The 26,854-nt window shown below is 72.6% G+C and carries 25 protein-coding genes and 1 tRNA gene; 15 read left to right on the top strand and 11 right to left on the bottom strand.

Annotated features, from left to right (window positions below; all coding sequences use genetic code 11):
* A partial coding sequence (locus ABT288_RS14335) for a DUF3662 domain-containing protein (protein ID WP_351606675.1) occupies positions 1–497 on the bottom strand: 497 nt, incomplete at its 3' end.
* Positions 498–889: 392 nt separating this feature from the next.
* On the opposite strand from ABT288_RS14335, the gene ABT288_RS14340 reads away from it, so the two are divergent.
* A tRNA-Leu gene (locus tag ABT288_RS14340) sits at positions 890–973 on the top strand.
* A gap of 791 nt (positions 974–1,764) precedes the next feature.
* Here ABT288_RS14340 and ABT288_RS14345 read toward each other — a convergent pair.
* Complete coding sequence (locus ABT288_RS14345; RefSeq protein WP_351606678.1) at positions 1,765–2,553, bottom strand: Fpg/Nei family DNA glycosylase; 789 nt, start codon at positions 2,551–2,553, stop codon at positions 1,765–1,767.
* A 344-nt stretch (positions 2,554–2,897) separates the two neighbouring features.
* On the opposite strand from ABT288_RS14345, the gene ABT288_RS14350 reads away from it, so the two are divergent.
* From ABT288_RS14350 to ABT288_RS14360, 3 genes are all read left to right on the top strand, one after another.
* Positions 2,898–4,331, top strand: a complete 1,434-nt coding sequence (locus tag ABT288_RS14350; RefSeq protein ID WP_351606681.1) for a DUF2252 domain-containing protein — start codon at positions 2,898–2,900, stop codon at positions 4,329–4,331.
* 181 nt (positions 4,332–4,512) lie between these two features.
* Positions 4,513–5,319: a hypothetical protein gene (locus ABT288_RS14355; RefSeq protein WP_351606684.1), complete on the top strand. Its 807-nt coding sequence runs from the start codon at positions 4,513–4,515 to the stop codon at positions 5,317–5,319.
* Between the two features lie 66 nt (positions 5,320–5,385).
* Complete coding sequence (locus ABT288_RS14360; protein ID WP_228621703.1) at positions 5,386–5,715, top strand: rhodanese-like domain-containing protein; 330 nt, start codon at positions 5,386–5,388, stop codon at positions 5,713–5,715.
* Between the two features lie 42 nt (positions 5,716–5,757).
* Here the strand turns inward: ABT288_RS14360 and ABT288_RS14365 are convergent, their stop codons facing one another.
* The 6 genes from ABT288_RS14365 to paaA all read right to left on the bottom strand — a co-directional run bounded on the left by ABT288_RS14365 (position 5,758) and on the right by paaA (position 10,788).
* Complete coding sequence (locus ABT288_RS14365) at positions 5,758–6,900, bottom strand: acyl-CoA dehydrogenase family protein (protein WP_351606686.1); 1,143 nt, start codon at positions 6,898–6,900, stop codon at positions 5,758–5,760.
* A gap of 181 nt (positions 6,901–7,081) precedes the next feature.
* The gene (locus ABT288_RS14370; RefSeq protein ID WP_351606689.1) at positions 7,082–8,146 is read right to left on the bottom strand and encodes a 2Fe-2S iron-sulfur cluster-binding protein; all 1,065 of its coding nucleotides are present in this window, start codon (positions 8,144–8,146) and stop codon (positions 7,082–7,084) included.
* Positions 8,146–8,697: a 1,2-phenylacetyl-CoA epoxidase subunit PaaD gene (gene paaD / locus ABT288_RS14375; RefSeq protein WP_351606691.1), complete on the bottom strand. Its 552-nt coding sequence runs from the start codon at positions 8,695–8,697 to the stop codon at positions 8,146–8,148. Before paaD ends, ABT288_RS14370 begins: the two co-directional genes overlap by 1 nt.
* The gene (gene paaC, locus ABT288_RS14380) at positions 8,691–9,422 is read right to left on the bottom strand and encodes a 1,2-phenylacetyl-CoA epoxidase subunit PaaC (protein ID WP_351606694.1); all 732 of its coding nucleotides are present in this window, start codon (positions 9,420–9,422) and stop codon (positions 8,691–8,693) included. The genes paaD and paaC overlap by 7 nt, the downstream gene beginning before the upstream one ends.
* Positions 9,419–9,706, bottom strand: coding sequence for a 1,2-phenylacetyl-CoA epoxidase subunit PaaB (paaB, locus tag ABT288_RS14385; RefSeq protein ID WP_014673816.1), 288 nt, complete (start codon positions 9,704–9,706; stop codon positions 9,419–9,421). The genes paaC and paaB overlap by 4 nt, the downstream gene beginning before the upstream one ends.
* Complete coding sequence (gene paaA, locus ABT288_RS14390; protein ID WP_351606696.1) at positions 9,703–10,788, bottom strand: 1,2-phenylacetyl-CoA epoxidase subunit PaaA; 1,086 nt, start codon at positions 10,786–10,788, stop codon at positions 9,703–9,705. Before paaA ends, paaB begins: the two co-directional genes overlap by 4 nt.
* A 359-nt stretch (positions 10,789–11,147) precedes the next feature.
* Between paaA and ABT288_RS14395 the strand changes: the two genes are divergently transcribed.
* Genes ABT288_RS14395 through ABT288_RS14405 form a run of 3 tightly spaced genes read left to right on the top strand, consistent with a single transcriptional unit; the run spans position 11,148 to position 14,043 of the window.
* Positions 11,148–12,080 (top strand): DUF5819 family protein, encoded by a 933-nt coding sequence (locus ABT288_RS14395; protein ID WP_450858631.1) that lies wholly within the window; start codon positions 11,148–11,150, stop codon positions 12,078–12,080.
* On the top strand, positions 12,077–13,291 hold the full coding sequence (locus ABT288_RS14400) for an HTTM domain-containing protein (RefSeq protein WP_351606698.1): 1,215 nt from the start codon (positions 12,077–12,079) through the stop codon (positions 13,289–13,291). Before ABT288_RS14395 ends, ABT288_RS14400 begins: the two co-directional genes overlap by 4 nt.
* Positions 13,288–14,043, top strand: coding sequence for a TrmH family RNA methyltransferase (locus ABT288_RS14405; RefSeq protein ID WP_351606701.1), 756 nt, complete (start codon positions 13,288–13,290; stop codon positions 14,041–14,043). The genes ABT288_RS14400 and ABT288_RS14405 overlap by 4 nt, the downstream gene beginning before the upstream one ends.
* Here ABT288_RS14405 and paaN read toward each other — a convergent pair.
* Complete coding sequence (paaN, locus tag ABT288_RS14410) at positions 14,040–15,731, bottom strand: phenylacetic acid degradation protein PaaN (protein ID WP_351606704.1); 1,692 nt, start codon at positions 15,729–15,731, stop codon at positions 14,040–14,042. The two genes, ABT288_RS14405 and paaN, sit on opposite strands and share 4 nt — an antisense overlap.
* Before the next feature lie 160 nt (positions 15,732–15,891).
* Between paaN and ABT288_RS14415 the strand changes: the two genes are divergently transcribed.
* Together ABT288_RS14415 and ABT288_RS14420 are read left to right on the top strand one after the other, a co-directional pair.
* Positions 15,892–17,409 (top strand): 3-hydroxyacyl-CoA dehydrogenase, encoded by a 1,518-nt coding sequence (locus ABT288_RS14415; protein WP_351606707.1) that lies wholly within the window; start codon positions 15,892–15,894, stop codon positions 17,407–17,409.
* Positions 17,406–17,993: a TetR/AcrR family transcriptional regulator gene (locus ABT288_RS14420; RefSeq protein ID WP_351606710.1), complete on the top strand. Its 588-nt coding sequence runs from the start codon at positions 17,406–17,408 to the stop codon at positions 17,991–17,993. Before ABT288_RS14415 ends, ABT288_RS14420 begins: the two co-directional genes overlap by 4 nt.
* Before the next feature lie 14 nt (positions 17,994–18,007).
* Here ABT288_RS14420 and ABT288_RS14425 read toward each other — a convergent pair whose 3' ends face one another.
* Complete coding sequence (locus ABT288_RS14425; RefSeq protein WP_450858628.1) at positions 18,008–18,535, bottom strand: Lrp/AsnC family transcriptional regulator; 528 nt, start codon at positions 18,533–18,535, stop codon at positions 18,008–18,010.
* Positions 18,536–18,710: 175 nt separating this feature from the next.
* Between ABT288_RS14425 and pdhA the strand changes: the two genes are divergently transcribed.
* The 6 genes from pdhA (at position 18,711) to ABT288_RS14455 (ending at position 25,691) form a co-directional block, all read left to right on the top strand.
* Positions 18,711–19,865: a pyruvate dehydrogenase (acetyl-transferring) E1 component subunit alpha gene (pdhA, locus tag ABT288_RS14430; RefSeq protein WP_351606712.1), complete on the top strand. Its 1,155-nt coding sequence runs from the start codon at positions 18,711–18,713 to the stop codon at positions 19,863–19,865.
* On the top strand, positions 19,862–20,866 hold the full coding sequence (locus ABT288_RS14435; protein ID WP_351606715.1) for an alpha-ketoacid dehydrogenase subunit beta: 1,005 nt from the start codon (positions 19,862–19,864) through the stop codon (positions 20,864–20,866). Before pdhA ends, ABT288_RS14435 begins: the two co-directional genes overlap by 4 nt.
* Entirely contained in the window at positions 20,866–22,248 is a 1,383-nt protein-coding gene (locus ABT288_RS14440) for a dihydrolipoamide acetyltransferase family protein (RefSeq protein WP_351606718.1), read from the top strand. The genes ABT288_RS14435 and ABT288_RS14440 overlap by 1 nt, the downstream gene beginning before the upstream one ends.
* Before the next feature lie 72 nt (positions 22,249–22,320).
* The gene (locus ABT288_RS14445) at positions 22,321–23,208 is read left to right on the top strand and encodes an NTP transferase domain-containing protein (protein WP_351606720.1); all 888 of its coding nucleotides are present in this window, start codon (positions 22,321–22,323) and stop codon (positions 23,206–23,208) included.
* The gene (locus tag ABT288_RS14450; RefSeq protein ID WP_351606723.1) at positions 23,205–24,554 is read left to right on the top strand and encodes a molybdopterin molybdotransferase MoeA; all 1,350 of its coding nucleotides are present in this window, start codon (positions 23,205–23,207) and stop codon (positions 24,552–24,554) included. The genes ABT288_RS14445 and ABT288_RS14450 overlap by 4 nt, the downstream gene beginning before the upstream one ends.
* A 156-nt stretch (positions 24,555–24,710) precedes the next feature.
* Positions 24,711–25,691, top strand: coding sequence for an NAD(P)H-quinone oxidoreductase (locus tag ABT288_RS14455; protein ID WP_351606726.1), 981 nt, complete (start codon positions 24,711–24,713; stop codon positions 25,689–25,691).
* A gap of 167 nt (positions 25,692–25,858) precedes the next feature.
* Here the strand turns inward: ABT288_RS14455 and ABT288_RS14460 are convergent, their stop codons facing one another.
* Positions 25,859–26,755, bottom strand: coding sequence for a hypothetical protein (locus tag ABT288_RS14460; RefSeq protein ID WP_351606729.1), 897 nt, complete (start codon positions 26,753–26,755; stop codon positions 25,859–25,861).
* Between the last annotated feature and the right edge of the window lie 99 nt (positions 26,756–26,854).

The following is a 26,854-nucleotide window of genomic DNA, read 5'->3' on the forward strand; positions in this document are numbered from 1 at the left end:
GGCGCGCCGGCGGGCGCGGCGGGCGGGTAGCCGTACCCGCCCTGGGCGCCCTGCCCGGGACCGGGACGGCCGGCGCCCGGGACCGCGGGGGCCTGGGGCGTCTGCTGTCCCTGCTGGCTGCTGGAGGAGGCGAGGGTGCGCGAGCGCACCCGGTACAGACCGGTGTCGAGGTCGTCGGCCTTCTCCAGGTTGACCTTGATCGGGCCCATGAAGGTGTAGCGCTGCTGCTTGGCGTAGTCGCGCACCATGCCGGCCAGCTCGTCGCCGAGCTGCCCGGAGTAGGGGCTGAGGCGCTCGTAGTCCGGCGCGCTCAGCTCCACGATGAAGTCGTTCGGTACGACGGTCCGGTCGCGGTTCCAGATCGTGGCGTTGTTGTCGCACTCACGCTGGAGCGCGCCGGCGATCTCCACGGGCTGGACCTCGGACTTGAAGACCTTGGCGAAGGTGCCGTTCACCAGACCTTCGAGACGCTGCTCGAACTTCTTCAGGACTCCCATGGGGCACCTCCTCCGTTCCTGCCGCTGCCTTGCCTGTACTGCCGGTTCCGCTGGTACTGCTCACTGATCGTATCTACGCGCCCGGCAATCAGCCGGTTCCCCCAGCCGCTCCCCTTCGAACGCCCGGTGGGTGCTCCTGCTGCCATGGATCGTAGAGGGGGGCGAAGACCAGTGTCCCGCACCTGGCTGTGGACCCGGTCCGTCTCCTGGGCAGATGCGGGGGACCGGTACGAGGTTGATACGTGAAGGAGGTCTGGGGGTGGGAGTGTGGCGGGTCCGGGCGGTCCCGGGCCGGGGGGAAGGGATGTGAACCCACCCCGTACGACGTGCTAATGTTCTGGATGTCGGAAGGGGCCAGCCCGAAGGGGCCGGAGCCGGAAGACACACCCAATGCGCGGGTGGCGGAATAGGCAGACGCGCTGGATTCAGGTTCCAGTGCCCGCAAGGGCGTGGGGGTTCAACTCCCCCCTCGCGCACCGTTGAATGGGCGGCATCGTGATCACGATGCCGCCCATTTCTCTTTTTCCGGGCGTCCTTCCCGGATGTTCTTCGGGTGTGATGTCTGTCTCTGGGCATGGCGAGCGGACCGTCGAGGGCTGTGGCCCGTCGGCGGTCCGCGTTTGTGTTGCGGATCTCCGGTCGGGTCGTACCGAGTGTGCATGTTGTGTGAGGAAGGTCTCAGGACTGGGTGGCTGCCACGGGCCGGCGCCCGGACGCGGGCGGGACGGTGACGGTGCGTGCCCCGCAACATGCTGGTGAGCCGACCGCCTTGCGGCTGGGACACGGAGGGGCAGCAGACATGGGCAGCAGACATGGAGGGGTAGGAGACGGGGGCACCAGTTGCCCTCGGCAGGCTGGGCGCCGGCGAAGCCCGCTGGGACGCCGGGTCGGTCCGAGGCGTGGTCGTGGGCGGGCTCGTGGGCCATGGCCCATGGCCCAGGGCTCGGATGGGGAGCTGGAAGTTCTCCGACTCTCACCGGGTGCCCCGACGATGCGCCGGGCTTGCTTCGACCGAACGGCACGTGATGCTGGATCAACTACGGAAGTCGTCGCGTTCCCTGCGGTTCCGGTGGGTCCGGTGGGTCACGGCGGGGAGGACTCTCGATCCTCGGCGACCTGAGCTCCGAGACCGCCCTCATGAGGCTGGTGCCGCGAGGACCGGGTCGGCCGCGACACCGACGCGGCAGGGACGCGTGGCCGGTCGGGGGTCGGCGGTGCGGCGGGGACGCGTGGCCGGTCGGGGGCCGGGCCTCCGGTTCCCCCGGGTTCACGCCTCGCCCGGCTGGCACCGCGGGCACCACACCGTGCCGCGGCCTGCCATCCGGGAGCGGCGCAGATGGGTGTGGCAGCGGGGGCAGACCGGGTCGGGGTCGTCGCGGTGGCCGGTGAGCCACGCATCGCGCGGTGGGACGCACCCGGCGGTGACCGAGGAACGCAGCGTGCGCCGCATGTGGGTGTACAGGTGCCGGCGTTCGTTCTCCGTCAGATCGCCGGCCCGGGTGCCGGGGTGCAGCCCGGCACGCCACAGGATCTCGTCGGCGAGCAGATTGCCGAGACCGGCCAGGACGGACTGGTCGGTCAGCGCCGTTTTGATGTGACCGCGGCGAGCGCAGAGCGCGGCCTCGAAGTCCTCACGGTCCACCGCCAGCGCGTCGGGACCCTGACGGTCCAGCAGCCGGGAGACGGCGGAGTCGTCGTCGGCCAGCCAGAGGCCCTGGAGCTTGCGCTGGTCGCGGTAGCGGAGCTGGCGGTCGCCACTCAGACCGAACAGGACGCGGTCATGGGCCTCCACGGCGTCGTCGGGGTGGGCACAGAGCAGCCGGCCGGTCATGCCGAAGTGCAGCAGGAGGGTGGGCCCGCCGGTGTGGGCGAGCAGCCACTTGCCGCGCCGCTCCGGCTCGGTGAACCGCCGGCCCTCCAGCGCCTCGCGCAGCCGCCGTACGCTCACCCCGTGCAGGACGCCCGCGTCGCGCACGTCGACGCGGCGGATGACCCTGCCCTTCGCGCAGGAGACGAGCACCCTGCGGAAACCCTCGACGTCCGGCAGCTCAGGCACGGCGGACGCCCCCGTGCCGGCGGACGACGCCCGGCGCGCGACAGGCGGAAGCCGTTGAAGCCGGAGCCGGGGCGGGAGCCGCAGCCGCAGCGGACGGGATAGCAGACGCTCGCTTCTGTCTCAGATCCACGGCGGCCTCCTCGCTGCGCTGGGCCGATGCCGATGCCGATGCCGGCTCCCACGGCGATCCGATACGGATGCCGACGGCCGCCCTCCCGAGTGCCCTGCGCGTGACGACGTTATCCACAGGGTCTGACGCGTTCCGGGCGTCGGCTGTACGGTCTGCACGAGTTGATGTTCGTGTCGGTGTTCGTGCCGACAGGCGTTCGGGGGAGGCGGTCGCGGTGACCGGAACCGGTCGGGAAGTGCTGGCGGACGCGGCGGACCAGGAGACGGGCCGGCTGCCGTGGGTGCGCGGCTTCGCCCAGTGGCCGCGGCAGGGCTCACCCAAGGAGGAGGGCAAGGCGCTGCGGAGGAGCGTGCCGCGCAGCGCGCACCGCACGCTCGACCTGGACGCCTCCCGCCCCGACGCGGTGAGCGCGGTCATCGAGTCCAACGCCGGCCGGATAGCGGAGCTGACCCCCATCCGCGTCGGACGGATGGCCGCGACCCCCTTCGCCTTCCTGCGCGGCTCGGCCGGACTCATGGCGTACGACCTGGCCCGCACCCCCATGACCAGGATCGGCACCCAGATATGCGGAGACGCGCACGCGGCCAACTTCGGCCTGTACGGCGACCACCGCGGCGACCTGGTCATCGACCTCAACGACTTCGACGAGACCGTGCACGGCCCCTGGGAGTGGGACCTGAAGCGGCTCGCCGCCTCGCTGGTGCTCGCCGGGCGGGAGGCCGGCGCCGACGAGGACACCTGCCGTGCGGCCGCGCGGGACGCAGTCGGCGCCTACCGCCGCACCATGCGCCTGCTCGCCAAGCTGCCGGTGCTGGACGCGTGGAACGCCATCGCGGACGAGGAACTGGTCTCCCACACCGACGCCCACGATCTGCTCGGCACCCTGCAGCGGGTCTCGGAGAAGGCCCGCGCCAACACCAGCGGCCGGTTCGCGGCGAAGTCGACCGAGGCGGCGGCGGACGGCGGACGCCGCTTCGTGGACGCCTCACCGGTCCTGCGCCGCATCCCGGACGCCGAGGCCGCGGCGGTCGCCGCGTCCCTGGAGGCGTACGTCCACACACTCGGCGAGGACCGGCACCCCCTGCTCGCCCGGCACACCGTCCACGACGTGGCCTTCCGGGTCGTCGGCACCGGCAGCGTCGGCACCCGGTCCTACGTCGTCCTGCTCCTCGACCACCGTGAGCAGCCGCTGGTCCTCCAGGTGAAGGAGGCCCGCCCCTCCGCGCTCCTCCCGCATCTGGCCACGGCCGGCTTCGAGGCGCCGCCGGTGGAACACGAGGGCCGCCGGGTCGTCCTCGGCCAGAAGCGGATGCAGGTGGTCAGCGACATCCTCCTCGGCTGGACCACGGCCTGTGGCCGTCCCTTCCAGGTCCGCCAGTTCCGCAACCGCAAGGGCAGCGTCGACCCCGCCGCCCTCGCCGCCGACCAGATAGACGACTACGGCCGCATGACCGGCGCCCTGCTGGCCCGCGCCCACTCCCACAGCGCCGACCCCCGCCTGATCGCCGGCTACTGCGGCAAGAACGAGGAACTGGACGAGGCGATAGCCGCCTTCGCCCTCGCCTACGCCGACCGCACCGAGGCCGACCACGCCGAACTGGTCACAGGGATCCGCTCGGGACGCATCAAGGCGGAGCTGGGCGTGTGAGGCAGCGGCAGGGCCTTCCCAGGGGGAACCGCGGCGCCCGTCAGGGGCGCGGGGCTCTGCCGACATGCGGCTCCGCCGCGTGGACGCGAGCCACCACGGCGCACTCGCACCCGGCAGACGACCAGTACCCGTACGCTGCCCTCCGGCGCCCTGCCGCGTCCCCACCGCCTACCCTGTTCGCGTGACGACCCCGGATGCCGAACAGCCCCCGCGCCCCGAAGAACGGCTCGAGCAGGCCGTACGGGCCGCCGAGCAGGCGTTGATCGAGTACGAGATCGCCGTGGAGACGTTCCGCGTCGAGGTCGAGAACTTCTCCCGGCTGCACGAACAGCGCCTCGGCCCGCTCTACGTCCGCATCGAGGTGCTGGACGCCGAGATCGCCGAGGCCAGGGCCGCCCGCACCGGCGACCCGGAGGACATCCGCCGCGCCGAGGAGGCCCGCGCGCGGGTCCTGCCGATCCCCGGCGTGGAAGAGCTGCTGCACGGCTGGATGGACGGCCACGGCCTGTTCCCGGAGGCCGCCGCCATGCTGACCGACCAGGCCGTACGGCCCCCGGAGCGCGTGCGGCCCAGCGAGGAGGCCCGCAAGCTCTACCGCGAGCTGGCCCGCAAGGCACACCCCGACCTCGTACAGGAGGAAGCGGAGCGCCAGCGGCGTGAGGAGTTCCTCAGCCGCGTCAACGCCGCCTACGCCCGCGGCGACGAGGCACTGCTGAAGGAACTGGCCGAGGAATGGGCGGCCGGACCGGTGCCGCCCGAGCGGCGCCCCAGCCCGGCCGAGGAGCTGTACGACCGCCTCGAATGGCTCGCCCAGCGCAAGGAACTGCTCACCCTCGTCGCCCGTGAACTGGAGGAGGGTGCGATCGCCGGCATGCTCCGGCTCGCCCCGGACGACCCCGACGGGCTGCTCGAGGAGATCGCCGCCAGGCTGCGCTCCGACATCGCCCAGCGGGAGGCGGAGCTGGCGGCCCTGCTGGATCAGGACTGAGCCGCCGCTCATTTCGGCCTGCTTCGGAGAGCGGGTAGCGTCGGGGACATGAGTTTCGGAGCTGGTGTGCCCACGGTCGAGGTCACGGACCTCAAGGACGACGACTTCCTGCTGGACGTCCGCGAGGACGACGAGTGGCAGGCGGGCCACGCCGAGGGAGCGCTGCACATCCCCATCAGCGAGTTCGTGGCCCGCTACGGCGAGCTGACCGAGGCCGCCCCGCAGGACGGCCGCGTCCACGTCATCTGCCGCTCCGGCGGCCGCTCGGCGCAGGTCACCATGTACCTGGTCCAGCAGGGCATCGACGCGGTGAACGTCGACGGCGGCATGCAGGTCTGGCAGGCCGCGGGCCGCCCGGTGATCACCGACGACGGCCGGCCCGGCTTCGTCCTGTAGCTCGCTCCGCCGCTGCTCCGCCCCTGCCCGGGGGCCGCGCGGTCAGCCCAGCGGATGGGCGGCCAGCAGATCCCCGAGCCGCTCCTCGTGTGCCGCCGCCGGGCCGAGCGCCAGCTCCAGGTGCTTGGCCCAGGCGTGATAGCGGTGCAGCGGGTAGTCGGTGTCGGCGCCGAACCCGCCGTGCAGATGCTGTGCCGTCTGCACCACTCGGCGCACCCCCTCCGCCGCCCAGATCTTCGCCACCGCGACATCTCCGGCGGCGGGCAGCGCCCCCGGCGCCCCCGAGGCGATACGCCAGGCGGCCTGCCAGAGCGTGGCCCCCATGGCGCGCAGATCGATGTACCGGTCCGCGGCCTGCACGGCCACCGCCTGGAAGGTCGCGATCGGATACCCGAACTGCTCCCGCTTTCCGGTGTACTCGGCGGTCATCGTCAGCACCCTCTCGCCCAGCCCGAGCGCCAGCGCGCAACTGCCGGTGGTGAGCAGCGCGTGCAGCCACTCCCAGGCGCCCTCGGCCTCGATGACGTCGCCGGCGTCGACCCGCACGGACGTGAGCCGCAGCTCGGCCAGCCGCTCCCCGCTGGTCGACACCTGCTCGGCGAGCACCACCCCGTCCCGCTCACGCGGTACCAGCGCGAGCACGGTCCGCTCGGCTGCCGTGCCCTCGAGGTGCGCCGGTACGACCACGAGGTCCGCGTCGTACGCCCACGGCACCGCCGTCTGCACCCCGTCCAGCACCCAGACCGGACCGTCCCGCCGTGTGCCGACGGCCAGTTCGGCCGGGTCGTGGCCGCTACGGCCGTTCGCCGCGACGGTCAGCACCAGCTCCCCCCGTCCGGCCGGCCCCAGCACGCGGTCCGCCAACTCCGCGCCACCGTAGGCCTGTACGGTCGCTGCCGCCGCGCTGTGCTCCAGCAGCGGCACCCGGGCGAGCATCTTGGCGGACTCCCGCAGCACCAGGCACAGCGCGATCGCGTCCAGACCGGAACCGCCGTGCGCCTCGTCGAGCAGCAGGCTCAGCAGGTCCGCGCCGGCCAGGCGGTTCCACAGCTCCCGGTCGAAGCCCTCGGCCACGGCACCGGTGGTGAGCGCCGGGCTGGGCACCGCGTCCGGTACCACGCCGGCGAACACCCCGCGCGCCGCCTCGGCCGCCGCCCGCTGCTCCTCGGTGAAGGTGAAGTCCACGGCCTGTCCCTCCGACGGGGTCGGTGATCTGACGGTGCGTCAAGATAGAACAGGTTCTAGGAGAAGGGAATGGGCGGGGTCCCGGCGTTCCGGGGGCTTCCGGGGGGCCTCCCCCCTCCCCGCCCCCTCCCTCCCCTCCCCCCCGCCGAGTTGGCCTTCGCCGAGTCGGCCCACGCGGCCCTCAGCGGTCGAAGTCCAGTTCCACCTGCTCGGTCAGCGGATGCGACTGGCAGGCCAGTACATAGCCGGCTTCCGTCTCCTCCGTCTCCAGGGCGAAGTTGCGGTCCATACGGACCTCGCCGGAGACCAGGAAGGCACGGCACGTCCCGCACACGCCGCCCTTGCAGGCGTACGGCGCGTCGGCGCGGTTGCGCAGGACCGTCTCCAGCAGCGTCTCTCCGTCGCGCACCAGCCAGGTGCCGCCGCGTCCGTCGAGCCGGGCGGTGACCGTGCTGTGCGTGGGAGCCTGGGTGGCGGCGGCCGGGGGCGAGCCCGCGTCCACATGGAAGATCTCCTGGTGGATACGGGACCGGTCCACGCCCAGCTCGCGCAGCGCCTGCTCCGCGCCCCGCACCAGCCCGTACGGGCCGCACAGGAACCAGCCCGCGACCTCGCCGACCGGCAGCAGCGCGGGCAGCAGCCCGCTGAGCCGTTCGCGGTCGAGCCGACCGGACGGCAGACCCGCCTGCTGCTCCTCGCGGGAGAGCACGGTCACCAGCTGAAGCCGCTCGGGGTAGCGGTCCTTCAGGTCGGCGACCTCCTCCAGGAACATCGTCGAGGCGGCGGTGCGGTCGCTGCGTATCAGGCAGAACCGGGCGGCCGGCTCGCGGGCCAGCAGTGTGGCGACGATGGACAGCACCGGGGTGATGCCGCTGCCCCCGACGACCGCCGCGTACAGCCCCGGTGCCGGTTCCAAGGTGAAGCGGCCGGCCGGGGTCATCACCTCCAGCACGTCGCCGGTGTTGATCTCCTTCAGCGCATAGGCGGAGAAGGCTCCGCCCTCCACCAGCCGCACGCCCACCCGCAGGGTGTCGGGGCCCGCGCCGGCCGGGTCGGGCGCGGGGGAGCAGATCGAGTAGGTGCGCCGTATCTCGGTGCCGTCGACCTGCCGGCGCAGCGCGAGGTGCTGGCCGGGGGCGTGCCGGTACTCCTCGCGCAGCTCGGGCGGGACGGCGAAGGTGAGGGCGACGGAGTCGTCGGTGATCCGGTCGACCTCGGCCACCGGGAGCGGGTGGAAGCGCGCCATCACAACTCCTTGAAGTGGTCGAACGGTTCACGGCAGGCCAGGCAGCGGCGCAGTGCCTTGCACGCGGTGGAGGAGAACCTGCTGAGCAGCTCGGTGTCGGCGGAGCCGCAGTGCGGGCAGCGGACGGGCTCGGTGAGTGCGTCCTCGGTGGGGCTCGCGGCCTCGGAGGTGGTCCGGGTCGGGCCGAGGGACAGGGGGACCGGGCCGGAGGCGGTGCGCACACGCGGGGCAGCGATGCCGAACTCCCGGAGTTTGCGCCGCCCTTCGGGGCTTATGTCGTCGGTCGTCCAGGCGGGGCTGAGCACCGTGCGAACCGTGACCTCGTGCATGCCGTGGGCGCGCAGCACGCGTTCGATGTCCACGCTCATCGCCTCGATGGCGGGGCAGCCGGTGTAGGTGGGGGTCAGGTCGACCTCGACCGTGCCGGGGCCGTGGAGGCGCACCGCGCGCACCACGCCCAGCTCCTGGAGCGTGAGCACCGGCAGTTCGGGGTCGGGTACCGAGCCGGCCAGCTCCAGCAGCTCCGTCTCCAGGGCGGTGGCGGTCACCATGTCGCCCCCGGGTGGCTGCGGTGCAGATGCTGCATCTCGGCGAGCATCCGCCCGAAGGGTTCGGTGTGCAGGCCCTGCCGGCCGGCGCCGGCCGACCAGGCGCCGGTGCGCGGTCCCTCGGGGAGGGGGAGCGTGGCCCGGCCGAGGACGTCCTGGACGGAGTCCTGCCAGTGCTCGTCCAGGCGGGTCCAGTCGGCGTCGAGGCCGTCCACCGGCTGGAACATCTCCCCGGTGAACTTCCACAGGGCCGCGCAGGCGCGGTGCATCCGCTCGTGGCTGGTCTCCGTGCCGTCGCCGAGGCGGAGGGTCCACTGCTCGGCGTGGTCGCGGTGGTAGGCGACCTCCTTGACCGCCTTCGCGGCGAGGGGTGCGAACGGCCCGTCACCGGCGGCCAGTTCGGTGTAGAGCAGCTGCTGGTAGGTGGAGAAGTACAGCTGACGGGCGATCGTGTGGGCGAAGTCGCCGTTCGGCTGCTCCACCAGCTGGAGGTTGCGGAAGGCCCGTTCCTCGCGCAGGTAGGCCAGTTCGTCCTCGTCGCCGGCCATGGACAGCAGCACCCGGGCCTGGCCGAGCAGGTCGAGGGCGATGTTGGCGAGGGCGACCTCTTCCTCCAGGACGGGGGCGTGCCCGGCCCACTCCCCCAGCCGGTGGGAGAGCACCAGGGCGTCGTCGCCGAGGGCGAGGGCGGCGGTCACCTGGACGGTGGCGGGGACGGTAGCGGTCACAGGTGCTTCACCCCTTCCGGGATCTCGTAGAAGGTCGGGTGCCGGTAGGGCTTGTCGGCGGCCGGTTCGAAGAAGGGGTCCTTCTCGTCCGGTGACGATGCGGTGATCGCGGCGGCCGGGACGACCCAGATGGAGACGCCCTCGCCGCGGCGGGTGTACAGGTCGCGGGCGTTACGCAGGGCCAGTTCGGCGTCGGGGGCGTGCAGGCTGCCGGCGTGGGTGTGGGAGAGGCCGCGCCGGGAGCGCACGAAGACCTCCCACAGGGGCCAGTCGGTGGTGCTCATGCTCGCTCCGCTTCTGTCTCGTGGCCGGTCTCGTGTGCCCTGTGATCGGTGGCCGTGGTGCCAACGCTGCCGGTGGTGCCGGTGGTGCCAGCGGGACCGCCGGTGTGCTTGGCCGCGTAGGCGGCGGCGGCTTCCCGCACCCATGCGCCCTCGTCGTGGGCGCGCCTGCGCCGGGTGATCCGCTCTTCGTTGCACGGGCCGTTGCCCTTGAGGACCTCCCAGAACTCCGTCCAGTCGATCGGGCCGAAGTCGTAGTGCCCGCGATCCTCGTTCCACCGCAGGTCCGGGTCGGGGAGGGTCAGGCCCAGGGACTCGGCCTGGGGGACGCAGATGTCGACGAAGCGCTGGCGCAGCTCGTCGTTGGAGTGGCGTTTGATCTTCCACTCCATCGACTGCGCGGAGTGCTGGGACTCGTCGTCGGGCGGGCCGAACATCATCAGCGAGGGCCACCACCAGCGGTCGACCGCGTCCTGCGCCATGGCGTGCTGCTCGGGTGTGCCCTTGCTGAGGGCCAGCAGCAGTTCGTAGCCCTGGCGCTGGTGGAAGGACTCCTCCTTGCAGATCCGCACCATCGCACGGGCGTAGGGGCCGTAGGAGCAGCGGCACAGGGGGACCTGGTTGGTGATCGCGGCGCCGTCGACGAGCCAGCCGATCGCGCCGACGTCGGCCCAGGTCAGGGTCGGGTAGTTGAAGATCGAGGAGTACTTCTGGCGGCCGCTGTGCAGCTTGTCGAGCAGTTCGTCACGGCTGGTGCCGAGGGTCTCGGCCGCGCTGTACAGATACAGGCCGTGGCCGGCCTCGTCCTGGACCTTGGCCATGAGGATCGCCTTGCGGCGCAGGGAGGGCGCGCGGGTGATCCAGTTGGCTTCCGGCTGCATGCCGATGATCTCGGAGTGCGCGTGCTGGGCGATCTGCCGGACCAGGGTGGCGCGGTAGGCGTCGGGCATCCAGTCGCGCGGTTCGATGCGTTCGTCGGCGGCCACGGCCGCGTCGAAGGCGTGCTGGAAGGCCGCCGTGTCGGCGGTGTCCGGTGCGCCGTCCGTCTCCGTGCGGGCCGTGCGCTGCGCGGCTGCTGTGGCCATGCGGTCCCCCTGACCTCGGGCTCTGCGATGGGACTGTCCCGACCGATCGTTCGGTCCGTGCGACATCAATGGTGTGCCGGGCCGCCGTGGGGTGTCAACCGCTGTGGAAAACTCGGGCGGGCAGCCTGTGGACAACGTGCGGGAGGGCGGGTAGGGCCGGGGAGTGTGCCTTACTGCGTGGCAAGGACCACGGCCGTGGCTCGCACCCGGGGCTGCGCCCGGCAGCCGGGGCTGAGTACCGTTTCGTGCTGACGCCGAGGAGTGGCGTACGTGAAGGGTGGGGCGCTCGTGGCAGGCGCAGCATCACTGAGCTGGACCACTGAACCGAACGACTGAGCCGAAACGGGGGACGGGGCGGAATGGACGCGTACGACGAGGACCCGAGGGTCCCACCCGACCCCGGCGGGCCGGCCAGGGCGCGTCGCACGGAGGGTTCCCCGACCGACGCCGGCTCACGGCGGGCCGAAACAGAGTCCCGGGCCGGCATGGACTCCTCGGCCGATGCGGATTCCCGGGCCGGCATGGATTCCCCGGCTGACCTGCATGCTCGGGCCGACGTGGATTCCCGGACGGGTGCGGCTGCCGTCGGCGGTCCGGGTTTCCCGGCCTCCGGGGCCGACGCCGGCGAGCCGCCCGCCGCGCCCCGTACCGGTGTGGCCGCCCTCTCCCCCCGCTACCAGGTCGCCGCGGCGCTGGTGCTCGCAGTGGTCGGGCTCGCCGCCTGTGTGCATCTGCTGATGGTGTTCCTCAGCCTTGCCCCCGCGAACACGGTGACCAAGCAGCACGGCAAGGCCGTCGAGGAGTGGGTGTTCCCGGAGTTCGAGCAGAACTGGAAGCTGTTCGCGCCCAACCCGCTGCAGCAGAACATCGCCGTCCAGGTGCGTGCCGTGGTGCGGGCGAAGGAGGGCGGGCTGCGCACGACCGGGTGGACCGACCTCTCCGCCCAGGACGGTGCCGCCATCGACGGCAACCCGGTGCCGAGCCACACCCAGCAGAACGAGCTGCGCCGTGCCTGGGACTTCTTCACCGCCACGCACAGCGCCGACAACCGACCGGTGGGCATGCGTGGCTCCCTCTCCGAGCAGTACCTGCGCCGGATCGTGGTGATGCGCCTGTACCGCACCTATCCGGCCGACCGCGACGGCGTCATCCAGCGCGTGCAGATCCGTTCGAGCACCACCAATGTGCAGCCGCCCGAGTGGAGCCATGAGCGCGTGTCCGACCAGCCCGTCTACCGCGTGCTGCCCTGGTGGACCGTGACGGCCGACGAGGCAGCGGGAGGTGTGCGGTGAACAGGCTTTCCCTGACCCTCTCGCGCGGTATCGCCCGAGTCACCGAGTCGGCGCTCGGGCCGTACCAGAGCGCCGTGATCCGCATCGGGTTCGCGGGGACCTGGCTGCTGTTCCTACTGCGCGAGTTCCCGCACCGCCAGGAGCTGTACGGCCCGGCCGGGCCCTGGGGCTGGAACCTCGCCAAGGAGCTGACCGCCGACAACCACGCCTTCACGGCCCTGCTGTGGTCCGACGGGCAGCTGTGGTTCGAGTGCTTCTACCTGCTGGCGATACTCGCCGGCGCGGCGCTGCTGCTCGGCTGGCGCACCCGGACGGCGTCCGTGCTGTTCATGGTGGGCGTGCTGTCGCTGCAGAACCGCAGCGTCTTCGTGGGCGACGGCGGCGACAACGTCCTGCACCTGATGTCCTTCTACCTCGTGTTCACGCGCTGCGGACAGGTGTGGTCCCTGGACGCGCGGCGGGCGGCACGCACGCGTGGGGAGCGGGTCCCGGCCGACCGGGTGGGCCCGGCCCTGTGGTCGGTGTTCGGCCTGGTGCTGCTCATGGCGGCGTTCACCGGCCGGTTCGACAACGACTGGCTGATCCCCGCGCTGCTGTGGACGGCGTGGGCCATGCTCGGCCTGTGGTGGGCCGTCGGCCGCTGGGCGAAGTCGCAGCAGCCGCGGATCCTGCTGGACGTCGTCGCCAACGTCGTGCACAACGGCGCCCTGTTCGTGATCATGGCGGAGGCCTGCCTGATCTACGCGACGGCCGGCTGGTACAAGATCCAGGGCTCGCGCTGGCAGGACGGCACCGCCGTCTACTACCCGCTTCACCTGGACTACTTCTCGCCCTGGCCCGGACTCGCCGACCTGATGTCCTCCAGCGGCACGATCATGATGGCCGTCGCCTACGGCACGGTCATGGTGCAGGTCGCCTTCCCGTTCACCCTGTTCAACCGGCGGGTCAAGAACGTCCTGCTGGTGCTGATGATGACCGAGCACGCGGTGATCGCGGTCGTGCTCGGCCTGCCGTTCTTCTCACTGGCGATGATCACCGCCGACGCGGTCTTCCTGCCGACGTCGTTCCTGCGCCGGCTGGGCGCACTGGTCGCACGCGCGCGCGGGCCGCTCGGCGGGGGCCGGTGTGACGACCTTGGGGTGCCCGCGCCGCGTTCCCCCGAAGCGAGCCCCGAGGCGAGCCCGCAGGGCCGCGTAGGGTTCACCGCATGACCGACCCGCTGACCCGCTGGCGCGAGCACGCCGATGACGCCGTGCTGCTCGACGGCTTCCACGCCCTCAAGCACGCGCTGCGCTTCGGGGCCGAGGTCCCGGTGGCGGTCACCACCGACCGGCAGGCGGCGCTCGCCCTCGCGCAGGAGCTGGCCGGGGACGTACGCGACGCGCTCGACGGGTTGCTGTCGCAGGTGCCCGGGGAGACGTACGCCTCGCTCGTCCCGCGGCCGCACCCGACCGGCGTGGCCGCGCTCGCCGTACGGCCGTCCCGCGAGGCCAACCTGCGCAGGCTCGCCCACACCCCCCGCACCGCGCCCGTCGTGGTCCTGGACAACCCGCGAAACCTGGGCAACGCCGGTGCCGTGATCCGGCTGGCCGCCGGTTTCGGGGCGACCGGCGTCGTCACCACGGGCACCCTCGACCCCTGGCATCCGACAGTGGTGCGCGGCGGCGCCGGCCTGCACTTCGCGACGGCCGTGGAACGGCTGGGCGTCGACGAGCTCCCCCCGGGACCGGTGTTCGCGCTGGACCCCGAGGGCGACGACATCCGGGGCGTGAAGCTCCCGGACGACGCCGTCCTCGCCTTCGGCTCGGAGCGCAGCGGCCTTTCGGCCGACCTACGCGCGCGTGCCGATCATCTGCTGCGGCTGCCGATGCGCCCCCAGGTCTCCAGCTACAACCTCGCCACCAGCGTGGCGATGACGCTGTACCACTGGAGCGCGACCGGGGGCGCGCATGCGGTCTCCTAGGCCTCCCGGCGGACCTCGACCACCCGGAACCGGTTGGCCACGAACGCCCCGTCGCACAGTGCGGCGTTCGCCGCCGGGTTGCCGCCGGAGCCGTGGAAGTCGGAGAACGCGGCGGTCTGGTTCACGAACACCCCGCCGGTCAGGTTGAGCGACAGCTGTGCCGCCTCCTCCAGGCACACCTCCTCGACGGCGTGCTCCACCTCGCTGTCGGTGGTGTAGGCGCCGACCGTCATCGCGCCCTTGTCGCGGACCGTGCGGCGCAGCAGCTCCACCGCGTCGGTCACCGAGTCGACCGCGACGGCGAAGGAGACGGGGCCGAAGCACTCGCTCATGTAGGCGGCCTCGTCGTCCGGCTTGGCGCCGTCCAGCTTGACGATGACGGGGGTGCGCACGACCGCGCCCGGGAAGTCCGGGTTGTTGATCTCCCGGGAGGCGAGGGCCACTTCGCCGAGGCCGGCGGCGGCTTCCAGACGGGCCTTGACGTCCGGGTTGACGATCGCGCCCAGCAGGGCGTTCGCGCGGGCGTCGTCGCCGAGGAGGCCGTCGACCGCGCGGGCGAGGTCGGCGGTGACCTCGTCGAAGGTCTTGGGGCCCTCGTCCGTGCGGATGCCGTCCCGCGGGATCAGCAGGTTCTGCGGGGTGGTGCACATCTGGCCGCTGTACAGCGACAGCGAGAACGCCAGGTTGGACAGCATGCCCTTGTAGTCGCCGGTGGAGTGCACGATCACCGTGTTGACGCCGGCCTTCTCGGTGTAGACCTGCGCCTGGCGGGCGTTGGCCTCCAGCCAGTCACCGAAGGACGTCGACCCGGTGTAGTCGATGATCCGGACCTCGGGACGGGTGGCGAGGGTCTTGGCGATGCCCTCGCCGGGGCGCTCGGCGGCCAGCGCCACCAGGTTCGCGTCGAAGCCCGCCTCGGCGAGCACCTGGCGCGCGACCTGCACGGTGAGCGCGAGCGGCAGTACCGCGCGCGGGTGGGGCTTGACCAGGACCGCGTTGCCGGTGGCCAGGGAGGCGAACAGGCCCGGGTAGCCGTTCCACGTCGGGAAGGTGTTGCAGCCGATGAGCAGGGCCAGGCCGCGGGGGACCGGCGTGAACTGCTTGGTGAGGGCCAGCGGGTCACGCTTGCCCTGCGGCTTGGTCCACTCGGCCGTCTCCGGCGTGCGGACCTGCTCCGCGTACGCGTACGCCACCGCCTCCAGACCGCGGTCCTGGGCATGCGGGCCGCCCGCCTGGAACGCCATCATGAAGGCCTGGCCGCTGGTGTGCATGACGGCGTGCGCGAACTCGTGCGTCCGGTCGCTGATCCGCTTGAGGATCTCCAGGCACACCAGCGCCCGGGTCTCCGCGCCCGCGTCCCGCCAGGCCCGCTGCCCTGCCTTCATCGCCGGGATCAGCACGTCCACGTCCGCGTGCGGGTAGCCGACGCCCAGTTCGATGCCGTACGGCGAGACCTCGTCGCCCACCCAGTCGTCGGTGCCGGGCTGGCCGAGGTCGAGGCGAGTGTTCAGCAGGGCGTCGAAGGCGGCCTTGCCCGCCGCCGCGTCCAGGCTGCCGTTCTCGCCGTAGGCCTTCGGATGCTCGGGGTGCGGTGACCAGTACGCGCGCGTGCGGATCGCTTCCAGTGCCTGGTCGAGCGTGGGCCGGTGCTTGGCGATCAGTTCGTGCGCGGTCAGTTCAGCGGCCATACGGGACCAACTCCTCGTCTGGAGAACTCTTCGTCGAGTTCGTCGACCTGGCAGAAAGAGCAGCGGGATGGGACGGTCAGAGCTAGAGTAACCGAACGATCGGTCGGGACAAGGGGGCCTGCCGCATCTGTGGAAAACGCCGTGCGGGAGGATCGCGCACATGACAGCACTCGACCTCAGCAGCCCTGTGGCCGTCGTCGGCACCGGCACCATGGGCCAGGGCATCGCCCAGGTCGCACTGGTCGCCGGTCACCCCGTGCGGCTGTACGACGCCGTCGCCGGGCGTGCCCGGGACGCGGCAGCGGCGATCGGCGCCCGCCTCGACCGGCTCGTGGAGAAGGGCAGGCTCGCCGCCGCCGACCGGGACGCGGCCCGCGCCCGCCTCAAGCCCGCGGAGAACCTCACGGAGCTGGCGGACTGCACGCTGGTCGTCGAGGCCGTCCTGGAACGGCTGGACGTCAAGCAGCAGCTCTTCGGCGAGCTGGAGGACATCGTCGCCGAGGACTGCCTGCTCGCCACCAACACGTCCTCGCTGTCGGTGACGGCCATCGGCGGTGCCCTGCGCCGGCCCGGCCGCTTCGTGGGCCTGCACTTCTTCAACCCGGCACCGCTCATGCCGCTGGTCGAGGTCGTCTCCGGGTTCGCCACCGACGTCACGTCGGCCACGCGCGCGTACGAGACCGCCCGCGCATGGGGAAAGACCCCGGTGGCCTGTGCCGACACTCCGGGTTTCATCGTCAACCGGATCGCCCGGCCGTTCTACGCCGAGGCCTTCGCGGTCTACGAGGCCCAGGCCGCCGACCCGGCCACCATCGACGCCGTCCTGCGCGAGTCCGGCGGGTTCAGGATGGGCGCCTTCGAGCTGACCGACCTGATCGGACAGGACGTCAACGAGTCCGTCACCCATTCGGTGTGGCAGTCCTTCTTCCAGGACGTGCGCTTCACCCCGTCCCTGGCCCAGCGCCGGCTGGTGGAGTCCGGCCGCCTCGGCCACAAGACCGGGCACGGCTGGTACGACCACGCCGAGGGCGCCGAGAAGCCCGAGCCGCACACCGCCGACAAGGAGCAGCCGCCCGCCTACGTCGTCGCCGAGGGCGGCCTCGGCCCGGCGGCCGAGCTGCTCACGCTGATCCGCGAGGCGGGCATCCAGGTCCGCGAGGAGGCCGAGGACAACGGCACCCGCCTGGTGCTGCCCAGCGGCGGCCAGCTGGTGCTCGCCGACGGCCAGACGTCCGTGGAGTTCCGCGACGTCGTCTACTTCGACCTCGCCCTCGACTACCGCACCGCCACGCGCGTCGCCCTGTCCGCCGCCCAGGACACCTCGCCGCAGACCCTCGCCGAGGCCACCGGCCTCTTCCAGGCCCTCGGCAAGAACGTCAGCATCATCGGCGACGTCCCCGGCATGATCGTCGCGCGCACGGTCGCCAGGATCATCGACCTCGCGCACGAAGCCGTGGCCAAGGGCGTCGCCACCCAGGAGGACATCGACACGGCGATGCGCCGCGGGGTGAACTACCCGCTCGGCCCGTTCGAGTGGGACCGCAGGCTCGGCCGCGAGTTCGCCTTCGACATCCTGGACGAGATGCACCAGCGCGACCCCTCCGGACGCTACGCGCCCTCCCTCGCGCTCTACCGCCACGCGTACGCCATCGACGACAAGCGGGAGGGCACGTCATGACCACGGCCAAGCGCGACACGTACACGCCCGAGACGCTGCTCTCCGTGGCCGTCCAGGTGTTCAACGAGCGCGGATACGACGGCACCTCCATGGAGCACCTGTCCAAGGCGGCCGGCATCTCCAAGTCGTCGATCTACCACCACGTCAGCGGCAAGGAGGAACTGCTGCGCCGGGCCGTCAGCCGCGCCCTGGACGGCCTGTTCGCCATCCTCGACGAGGAGCACGCGCGCGTGGGGCGGCCCGTCGACCGGCTGGAACACGTCGTACGGCGCATGGTCGAGGTGCTCATAGGCGAGCTGCCGTACGTGACGCTGCTGCTGCGGGTGCGCGGCAACACCGCCACCGAACGGTGGGCACTGGAGAGGCGGCGGGACTTCGACCACCGGGTCGCGGAACTCCTGAAGGCCGCGGCGGCCGACGGGGACGTGCGCGGCGACGTCGAGGTCCGGCTGGCCACCCGGCTGGTCTTCGGAATGATCAACTCGATCGTGGAGTGGTACCGGCCGGACCCGCGGGGCGCCGACGAACGCGAGGTGGCCGACGCGGTGGTCCGGCTGGTCTTCGCGGGCCTCAAGCAGAGCTGAGGTCAGGCCTGCGGTTACGCCTCCGGCTCCAGGTCCTCCTCCTCGAACACCAGCAGCGTGCGGGTGCTGAGCACCTCGGGGATGGCCTGGAGCCGGGTGAGCACCAGCTCGCGCAGCGCCCGGTTGTCGGGCGTGTGCACCAGCAGCAGCACGTCGAAGTCGCCGCCCACCAGTGCGATGTGGGAGGCGCCGGGAAGCTGCCTGAGCCGCTCGCGGACCGTGCGCCAGGTGTTCTGCACGATCTTCAGCGTGATGTACGCCGAGGTGCCGTGCCCCGCCCGCTCATGGTCCACACGCGCGCTGAAGCCCCGGATCACCCCGTCCTCGACGAGCCGGTTGATGCGTGCGTAGGCGTTGGCGCGCGAGACGTGGACGCGTTCGGCGACGGACCGTATGGAGGCGCGCCCGTCCGCCTGGAGGATTTTCAGGATGTCCTGATCGATGGCGTCGAGCGGGCGCGGCGGCGGAAGTGCGGTGCCGTCCAGCGGGCGCGGGAGCGTGGTGTCGTCCTGCGGTCCGTCGGCCATTTGTTCAGCTGCCATTGCCTCCCGCTCCCTCGCCGTGGACGTCCTGCGTTCATTCCAGGTTGTGGAGAACCGTTTGTCCACAGCCTGGAGGGGCCTGTAGCCAAAATGTGCCAACGACCGAACAATCGGTTGGTGAGGCGCCTCACAGCCGACGCGCCTCCCGTAGCCGCTCCCACGAGGAGGTGCCGTCATGACGGTCATGGAGCAGCGGGGCGCGTACCGGCCATCGCCGCCGCCCGCCTGGCAGCCCCGTATGGACCCCGCGCCGCTGCTGCCCGACGCCGAGCCCTACCGCGTCCTCGGCACCGAGGGGGCCGCCAAGGCCGATGCGGACCTGCTGCGCCGGCTCTACGCCCAGCTGGTCCGCGGTCGCCGCTACAACACGCAGGCCACCGCGCTCACCAAGCAGGGCCGCCTCGCCGTCTATCCCTCCAGCACCGGTCAGGAGGCCTGCGAGGTCGCCGCCGCCCTGGCCCTGGAAGAGCGGGACTGGCTCTTTCCCAGCTACCGCGACACCCTCGCCGTCGTCGCCCGGGGCGTCGACCCCGTCGAGGCCCTCACGCTGCTGCAGGGCGACTGGCACAGCGGCTACGACCCCTACGCCCATCGGGTCGCCCCCCTCAGCACCCCGCTGGCCACCCAGCTGCCGCACGCCGTCGGCCTCGCGCACGCCGCCCGCCTCAAGGGCGACGACGTCGTCGCGCTCGCCCTGGTCGGCGACGGCGGCACCAGCGAGGGCGACTTCCACGAGGCGCTGAACTTCGCCGCCGTCTGGCAGGCGCCGGTCGTCTTCCTCGTGCAGAACAACGGCTTCGCCATCTCCGTCCCGCTCGCCAAGCAGACCGCCGCGCCCTCCCTGGCCCACAAGGCCGTCGGATACGGCATGCCGGGCCGACTGGTCGACGGCAACGACGCGGTGGCCGTGCACGAGGTCCTCAGCGACGCGGTACGGCACGCGCGCGCGGGCGGCGGACCCACCCTCGTGGAGGCGGTGACGTACCGCATCGACGCCCACACCAACGCCGACGACGCCACCCGCTACCGCGGCGACGCCGAGGTCGAGGCCTGGCGTGCACACGATCCGATCGAGCTGCTGGAGCACGAGCTGACCGAGCGCGGGCTGCTCGACGAGGCCGGAATCGAGGCCGCCCGGAAGGATGCCGAGGCGATGGCCGCCTCCCTGCGCGAACGCATGAACCGCGACCCCGAACGGGACCCCATGGCCCTCTTCGACCACGTCTACGCCGAGACCACCGCCCAACTGCGCGAACAGCGCGCCCTGCTGCGGGCTGAGCTGGAAGCCGAGCAGGAGCGGCACGGCGAGCAGGAAGGCGGCGCCCGATGACCACCGTCGCCGTCAAGCCCGCCACCATGGCGCAGGCCCTCACGCGCGCGATGCGCGACGCGATGGCCGCCGACCCGACCGTGCACGTCATGGGTGAGGACGTCGGCACCCTCGGCGGTGTCTTCCGGGTCACCGACGGCCTCGCCAAGGAGTTCGGCGAGGACCGCTGCACCGACACCCCGCTCGCCGAGGCCGGCATCCTCGGCACCGCTGTCGGCATGGCCATGTACGGCCTGCGCCCGGTGGTGGAGATGCAGTTCGACGCCTTCGCCTACCCCGCGTTCGAGCAGCTCATCAGCCATGTCTCCCGGATGCGCAACCGCACGCGCGGCCGGATGCCCCTGCCCATCACCGTCCGCGTCCCCTACGGCGGCGGTATCGGCGGCGTCGAGCACCACAGCGACTCCTCCGAGGCCTACTACATGGCCACGCCGGGACTGCACGTGCTCACGCCCGCGACCGTCGCCGACGCCTACGGCCTGCTGCGCCAGGCCATCGCCTCCGACGACCCGGTCGTCTTCCTGGAGCCCAAGCGGCTGTACTGGTCGAAGGACACCTGGAACCCCGAGCAGCCCACGGAGGTGGAGCCCATCGGCCGCGCGATGGTGCGCCGGCCGGGCCGCAGCGCCACACTGATCACCTACGGCCCCTCTCTGCCGGTCTGCCTGGAGGCCGCCGAGGCCGCGCAGGCCGAGGGCTGGGACCTGGAAGTGCTCGACCTGCGCTCGCTGGTGCCGTTCGACGACGAGACGGTCTGCGCGGCCGTACGGCGCACCGGACGCGCGGTCGTCGTCCACGAGTCCACCGGGTTCGGCGGGCCGGGCGGTGAGATCGCGGCCCGGATCACCGAGCGCTGCTTCCACCACCTGGAGGCGCCGGTGCTGCGCGTCGCCGGCTTCGACATCCCCTACCCGCCGCCCATGCTGGAGCGGCACCACCTGCCCGGCGTCGACCGCATCCTGGACGCCGTGGCCCGGCTGCAGTGGGAGGCCGAGGGCTGATGGCACAGGTGCTGGAGTTCAAGCTCCCCGACCTCGGCGAGGGACTCACCGAGGCGGAGATCGTCCGCTGGCTGGTCCAGGTCGGTGACGTCGTCGCCGTCGACCAGCCCGTCGTCGAGGTCGAGACGGCCAAGGCGATGGTCGAGGTGCCCTGCCCGTACGGCGGTGTGGTCACCGCCCGCTTCGGCGAGGAGGGCACCGAACTGCCGGTCGGCGCGCCGCTGCTGACGGTGGCGGTGGGACCGCAGGCCCCGGCGGGGGACACCGAGGGATCGGGCAACGTCCTGGTCGGATACGGCACCTCGCAGGCTCCGGCCCGGCGCCGGAGGGTGCGGCCGACACCGACACCGACACCGACGGGCGCCGTGAACGGCAGCACCGGTGCGGACAGCGGAACGCTCGCCTTCGACGGTACGGCGCCCACCGGGACGGCTCACGCGCGCGTGGACGCGCTCCACGCCGAGGGGCCGGTGCCCGTGATCTCCCCCCTGGTCCGCCGGCTGGCCCGCGAGGGCGGAGTGGACCTGCGGCAGCTGGCGGGCTCGGGCCCGGACGGGCTGATCCTGCGCGCCGACGTCGAGGGCGCCCTGCGGGCCAGGGCGGTCGTGGGCAGCCGTACGGCCGGGGCACCCGCCACGGCGGCACACGTCGCCGCCACCCCGGCGGCATCCGCCGCGTCGGCCACGCGCGCAGGGGGCACCCGCATCCCCCTCAAGGGCGTGCGCGGCGCGGTCGCCGACAAGCTCTCCCGCAGCCGCCGGGAGATCCCGGACGCCACCTGCTGGGTCGACGCCGACGCGACCGAACTCATGCGCGCGCGAGCCGCGATGAACGCGCCCGGCGGACCGAAGATCTCCCTGCTCGCGCTGCTCGCCCGTATCTGCACGGCCGCGCTCGCCCGCTTCCCCGAGCTGAACTCCTACGTCGACACCGAGGCCCGCGAGGTCGTCCGGCTCGACCAGGTCCACCTCGGGTTCGCCGCGCAGACCGAACGCGGGCTCGTCGTGCCGGTCGTCCGGGACGCCCACACGCGCGACGCCGAAGCGCTGACCGCCGAGTTCGCCCGGCTCACCGAGGCCGCCCGTACCGGCACGCTCACGCCCGGGGAACTCACCGGCGGGACCTTCACGTTGAACAACTACGGCGTCTTCGGTGTCGACGGCTCCACGCCGATCATCAACCACCCCGAGGCGGCCATGCTCGGCGTCGGCCGGATCGTCCCCAAACCGTGGGTGCACGAAGGCGAGCTGGCCGTGCGCCAGGTGGTCCAGCTCTCGCTCACCTTCGACCACCGGGTGTGCGACGGCGGCACGGCCGGCGGCTTCCTGCGGTACGTGGCGGACTGCGTGGAACAGCCGGCGGTGCTCCTGCGCACGCTGTGACACGGGCGGGGCGCCTCGAAGGAGGACCCCCGAGCAAGACACGAGAGAGGCCCCTCGGGACATACTCGGGGGGTGACCGACAACGCCCCCGCTCCCGGGACGCCCGTGCCGTACGACGCCATCGTGCTGGCCGGCGGCGCCGCCCGGCGGCTCGGCGGCGCCGACAAGCCCGGTCTGCGGGTCGGCGGCCGGGCGCTGCTCGACCGGGTGCTCGCGGCTTGTGCGGACGCCGGGACGACCGTCGTGGTGGCCGACCGGCGGCCCACCACGCGGCCGGTGCGCTGGGTGCGCGAGGAATCGCCCGGCGCCGGACCGGTTGCCGCGCTGGAAGCCGGCCTGCGGCACACCACCGCCGTGCACACGGTCGTCCTCTCCGCCGACCTGCCCTTCCTTCGGCCGGCCACGCTGCGGAGCCTGCTGACCGCCCTCGGCGACACCGGCGCCGAGGGCGCACTGCTCACCGACGCCGACGGCCGCGACCAGCCGCTCGTGGCCGCCTATCGCACCGCCGCGCTCCGCTGCGAGCTGGCCGCCCTCGCGGCCGGACCCGACGGTCTGACCGGCCTGCCCCTGCGCCGGCTGACCGGCGCCCTCAGCCTCACCCGCGTCCCGGACCCGCTCGCGTCGTTCGACTGCGACACCTGGGACGACCTCGTCAACGCCAGGGCACGCATCAGGGAGCATGGGCACGTGTTGGATGAATGGATCTCCGCAGTCAAGGACGAGCTGGGCATCGACCTGGACGTCGACACCGGCGTGCTGCTCGACCTGGCCCGTGACGCCGCGCACGGCGTGGCCCGGCCCGCCGCCCCGCTGACCACTTTCCTCGTCGGCTACGCCGCGGCCCAGGGCAAGGGCGGCCCCGACGCGGTCGCCGAGGCCGCCCGCAAGGCGGCCGCGCTCGCGCTGCGCTGGGAGGAAGAGAGCAGCGGGGGCCCGAGCGTCCCGGACGCCGGATGACTACCCCCGGAACCCGGGCCGGAGCACCCGCAGAGGACAGCGACGACCTCGACGTCGAGGAGGCCCTGGCCCTCGTGAGGCAAGCCAAGGACGACCCCGCGGGCCAGGTCCCCGCTCCGGCGCCGGAAACCCACGGCGAACGGCACCGGGCCACCCCGTGGGCCCAGGCCCGTGAGATCGCCGCCCGCGCCGCACGTGCCCGGGTCCGTCGCGCCCCCGTCTCCGTGCCGCTCGGCGACGCCCTCGGCCTGGTCCTGGCCGCCCCGCTCGACGCGCTCACCGACCTGCCCTCCTTCGACACCTCCGCGATGGACGGCTGGGCGGTCGCCGGGCCCGGGCCCTGGGAGGTGCGCGACGAGGGCGTGCTCGCCGGACACGCGCAGCCCGAGCCGCTCACCGACGGCATGGCGGTCCGTATCGCCACCGGCGCCCGCATCCCGGCCGACACCACCGCCGTGCTGCGCAGCGAGCACGGCCGTACCGACACGCAGGGGCGGCTCCACGCCACGCGGGAGATCGTGCACGGCCAGGACATCCGCCCGCGCGGCCAGGAGTGCCGCAGCGGCGATCAGCTGCTGCCCGTCGGCACCCGGGTCACCCCCGCCGTCCTGGGGCTCGCCGCGGCGGCCGGATACGACACCGTCACCGCCGTACCACGGCCCCGTGCCGAGGTCCTCGTGCTCGGTGACGAACTGCTGACCGAGGGGCGGCCGCGTGACGGGCTGATCCGGGACGCGCTCGGCCCCATGCTGCCGCCCTGGCTGCGCGCGCTCGGCGCCGAGGTCGTCGCGGTGCGCCGGATCGGGGACGACGCCAAGGCCCTGCGCCGGGCCGTCACCGGCTCCGAGGCGGACCTCGTCGTCACCACGGGCGGCACCGCGGGCGGACCCGTCGACCACGTCCACCCCATCCTGGAATGCATCGGCGCCGAACTCCTCGTCGACGGCGTCAAGGTGCGCCCCGGCCATCCCATGCTGCTGGCCCGCACCAAGGACGACCAGCACCTCGTCGGTCTGCCCGGCAACCCCCTCGCGGCAGTCTCCGGCCTGCTCACGCTCGCCGAGCCGCTGTTGCGCACTCTGGCCGCCCACCCGGCCCCGGAGCCGTACACGCTGCCGCTCGGCGAGGCGGTGCAGGGGCATCCGCACGACACCCGGCTGATCCCCGTGGTGCTGCGCGGCGACCGTGCCGTACCGCTGCACTACAACGGTCCGGCCATGCTCCGCGGCATCGCAGCCGCCGATGCGCTGGCCGTCGTACCGCCAGGCGGAGCCCGGCAGGGGGAGGAGGCGGAGCTGCTGGACCTGCCGTGGGCGACCGCCGGAGTCGAGGTGTGTTTCACGTGAAACGTCCGGGCCGTGACGCAGGGCAGCGGGCTGGACCTCGTCGCACGTCCGGTGCTGCATGGGGTGAGTTGGGCCGGCGGATCACCATCGTGTGGGCGTGTTCGAGCGAGCGGGTCTGACCCGGGGACGGCATCTTCGGGGAGTAGCGTCACGGACATGCATGCGATCACGATTCCCGAACCTGGCGGTCCCGAGGCGCTGGTGTGGGCGGAGGTCTCCGATCCGGTGCCCGGCGAGGGCGAGGTGCTGGTCGAGGTGGTGGCCAGCGCCGTCAACCGCGCTGACATCCTGCAGCGGCAGGGCTTCTACAACCCGCCGCCCGGCGCCTCCCCCTACCCCGGCCTGGAGTGCTCCGGCAGGATCGCCGCGCTCGGACCCGGAGTGTCCGGCTGGGCCGTCGGAGACGAGGTGTGCGCGCTGCTCTCGGGCGGCGGGTACGCCGAGAAGGTCGTCGTACCGGCCGGGCAGTTGCTGCCCGTGCCCGAAGGGGTCGACCTCAAGCGGGCGGCCGCGCTGCCCGAGGTCGTCTGCACGGTCTGGTCCAACGTGTTCATGATCGCCCATCTGCGGCCCGGTGAGACGCTGCTCGTGCACGGCGGGTCCAGCGGCATCGGCACCATGGCGATCCAGCTCGCCAAGGCCGTCGGGGCCAAGGTGGCGGTGACGGCCGGTACGAAGGAGAAGCTGGAGCGGTGTGCCGAGCTGGGCGCGGACATCCTGATCAACTACCGCGAGCAGGACTTCGTCGCCGAGATCAAGCAGGCCACCGGGGGTACGGGGGCCGACGTCATCCTCGACAACATGGGAGCGAAGTACCTGGACCGCAACGTCCAGTCGCTCGCCGTCAGCGGGCGGCTCGCGATCATCGGCATGCAGGGTGGGGTGAAGGGGGAGCTGAACATCGGCACGCTGCTGAACAAGCGGGCCGCGATCAGTGCGACCTCCCTGCGGGCACGGCCGCTGAGTGAGAAGGCGGCGATCGTGGCTGCTGTGCGGGAGCATGTGTGGCCGTTGCTGGCTGGGGGGCATGTGCGGCCGGTGGTGGACCGCGAGGTGCCGATGGCGGAGGCGGCCGAGGGACATCGGGTGGTGGAGGCCAGCGGGCACGTGGGGAAGGTGCTGCTGGTCACGTCGTAACGCCGCGGGACTGGAGCGGTGCGGTGCCCGGTGTCGGGGGTGGAGTCGCCTGCCTGCCTGCGTCGGCCGGGCGCCTCCCCCGCTCTCGGCTTCGCTCGGGCCGGGGGCCCACCGCTCACCCGTGCCGCCCCAGCGGTACGACTGCCCGCAGCTGCGCAGGGGGTGGGTCAGTCTCTGCGGAGTTTGAGGCCCAGGAGGGCGAGGGCCAGGCCCAGGCCCATGAGGATCAGGCCGCTGCCCAGGGGGAGGATCTGCAGGACCGGCTCGGAGGGATTCGAGCCCTGGGGGGCGGCGTTGTGGGCCGGGGGGTGGTTGAGGCCGGCCTCGTCGGGGACGGTCGAAGCCGTCGGCGTCGTGGTCGGGAGGTTCGTGGTCTCCGGTTCCTCCGGCCGACCGATGCCGGGAGCCCGGGTGGGTGCCGGGTCGTCTCCGCCCTCGACTTCGGCCGCGGGACCGTCCGGTCGGCCCGGCCGGATCCGCCCCTCGCCTGCCAGGCTGCCCGCACGGGTCGGCCTGACGGCCGTGGGGCGGTACGGGGCGGAGACGGAATCAGAGGGTATGGGGGATATCGGGGAGATCGGGGATATCGGGGAGATCGGGGAGATGGGTGAGGGCCAGGGGGCTGGGGAGTCGCTGTCACCCTGATCGTCAACGAGACCGTGACCGTCATGACCGTCACCGTGGCTGTGCCCGCCCCCATGACCGTAAGCGTGACCATGACCGCGACTCGGACCGCGACTCGGACCGCGACTCGGACCGTGATCGGGCCCTGTGCCGCCCGGGGTCTCCGGAGTGGCGCCGTCCGTCGGTTCGCGGCCGCCGTGTGCCGAGTGTTCCGGGCGGCCGGGGCGGGCCGGGCGGCCCGTGTCCCCGGGGGCGGGGTGGCCCGCTTCGTCGAGGGTCGGCCGGTCCGGGGGGTCGGGGTCGGTGGAGCTTCCAGGGGCGGGTTCGGCGGCGTACGCGGTCGTGGCGTCGTCGGTGACGGTGTCGTACGCGGGCAGGGCCACCGCGAGGACGAGCAGCAGCCGTATGCAGCGGAGCGTGTTGCACAGCCATGGAGTCACGTCGGTGACCTCTCGAAGCCGGATGTCGTGATCGATGGGTGACCGGCAGGAATAAGCCTCACATTCCAGGGCGAGATGGGCATTTCAGATTGGGCCGTC

This window comes from Streptomyces sp. NPDC001093, assembly GCF_040298985.1.
Taxonomy (GTDB): domain Bacteria; phylum Actinomycetota; class Actinomycetes; order Streptomycetales; family Streptomycetaceae; genus Streptomyces.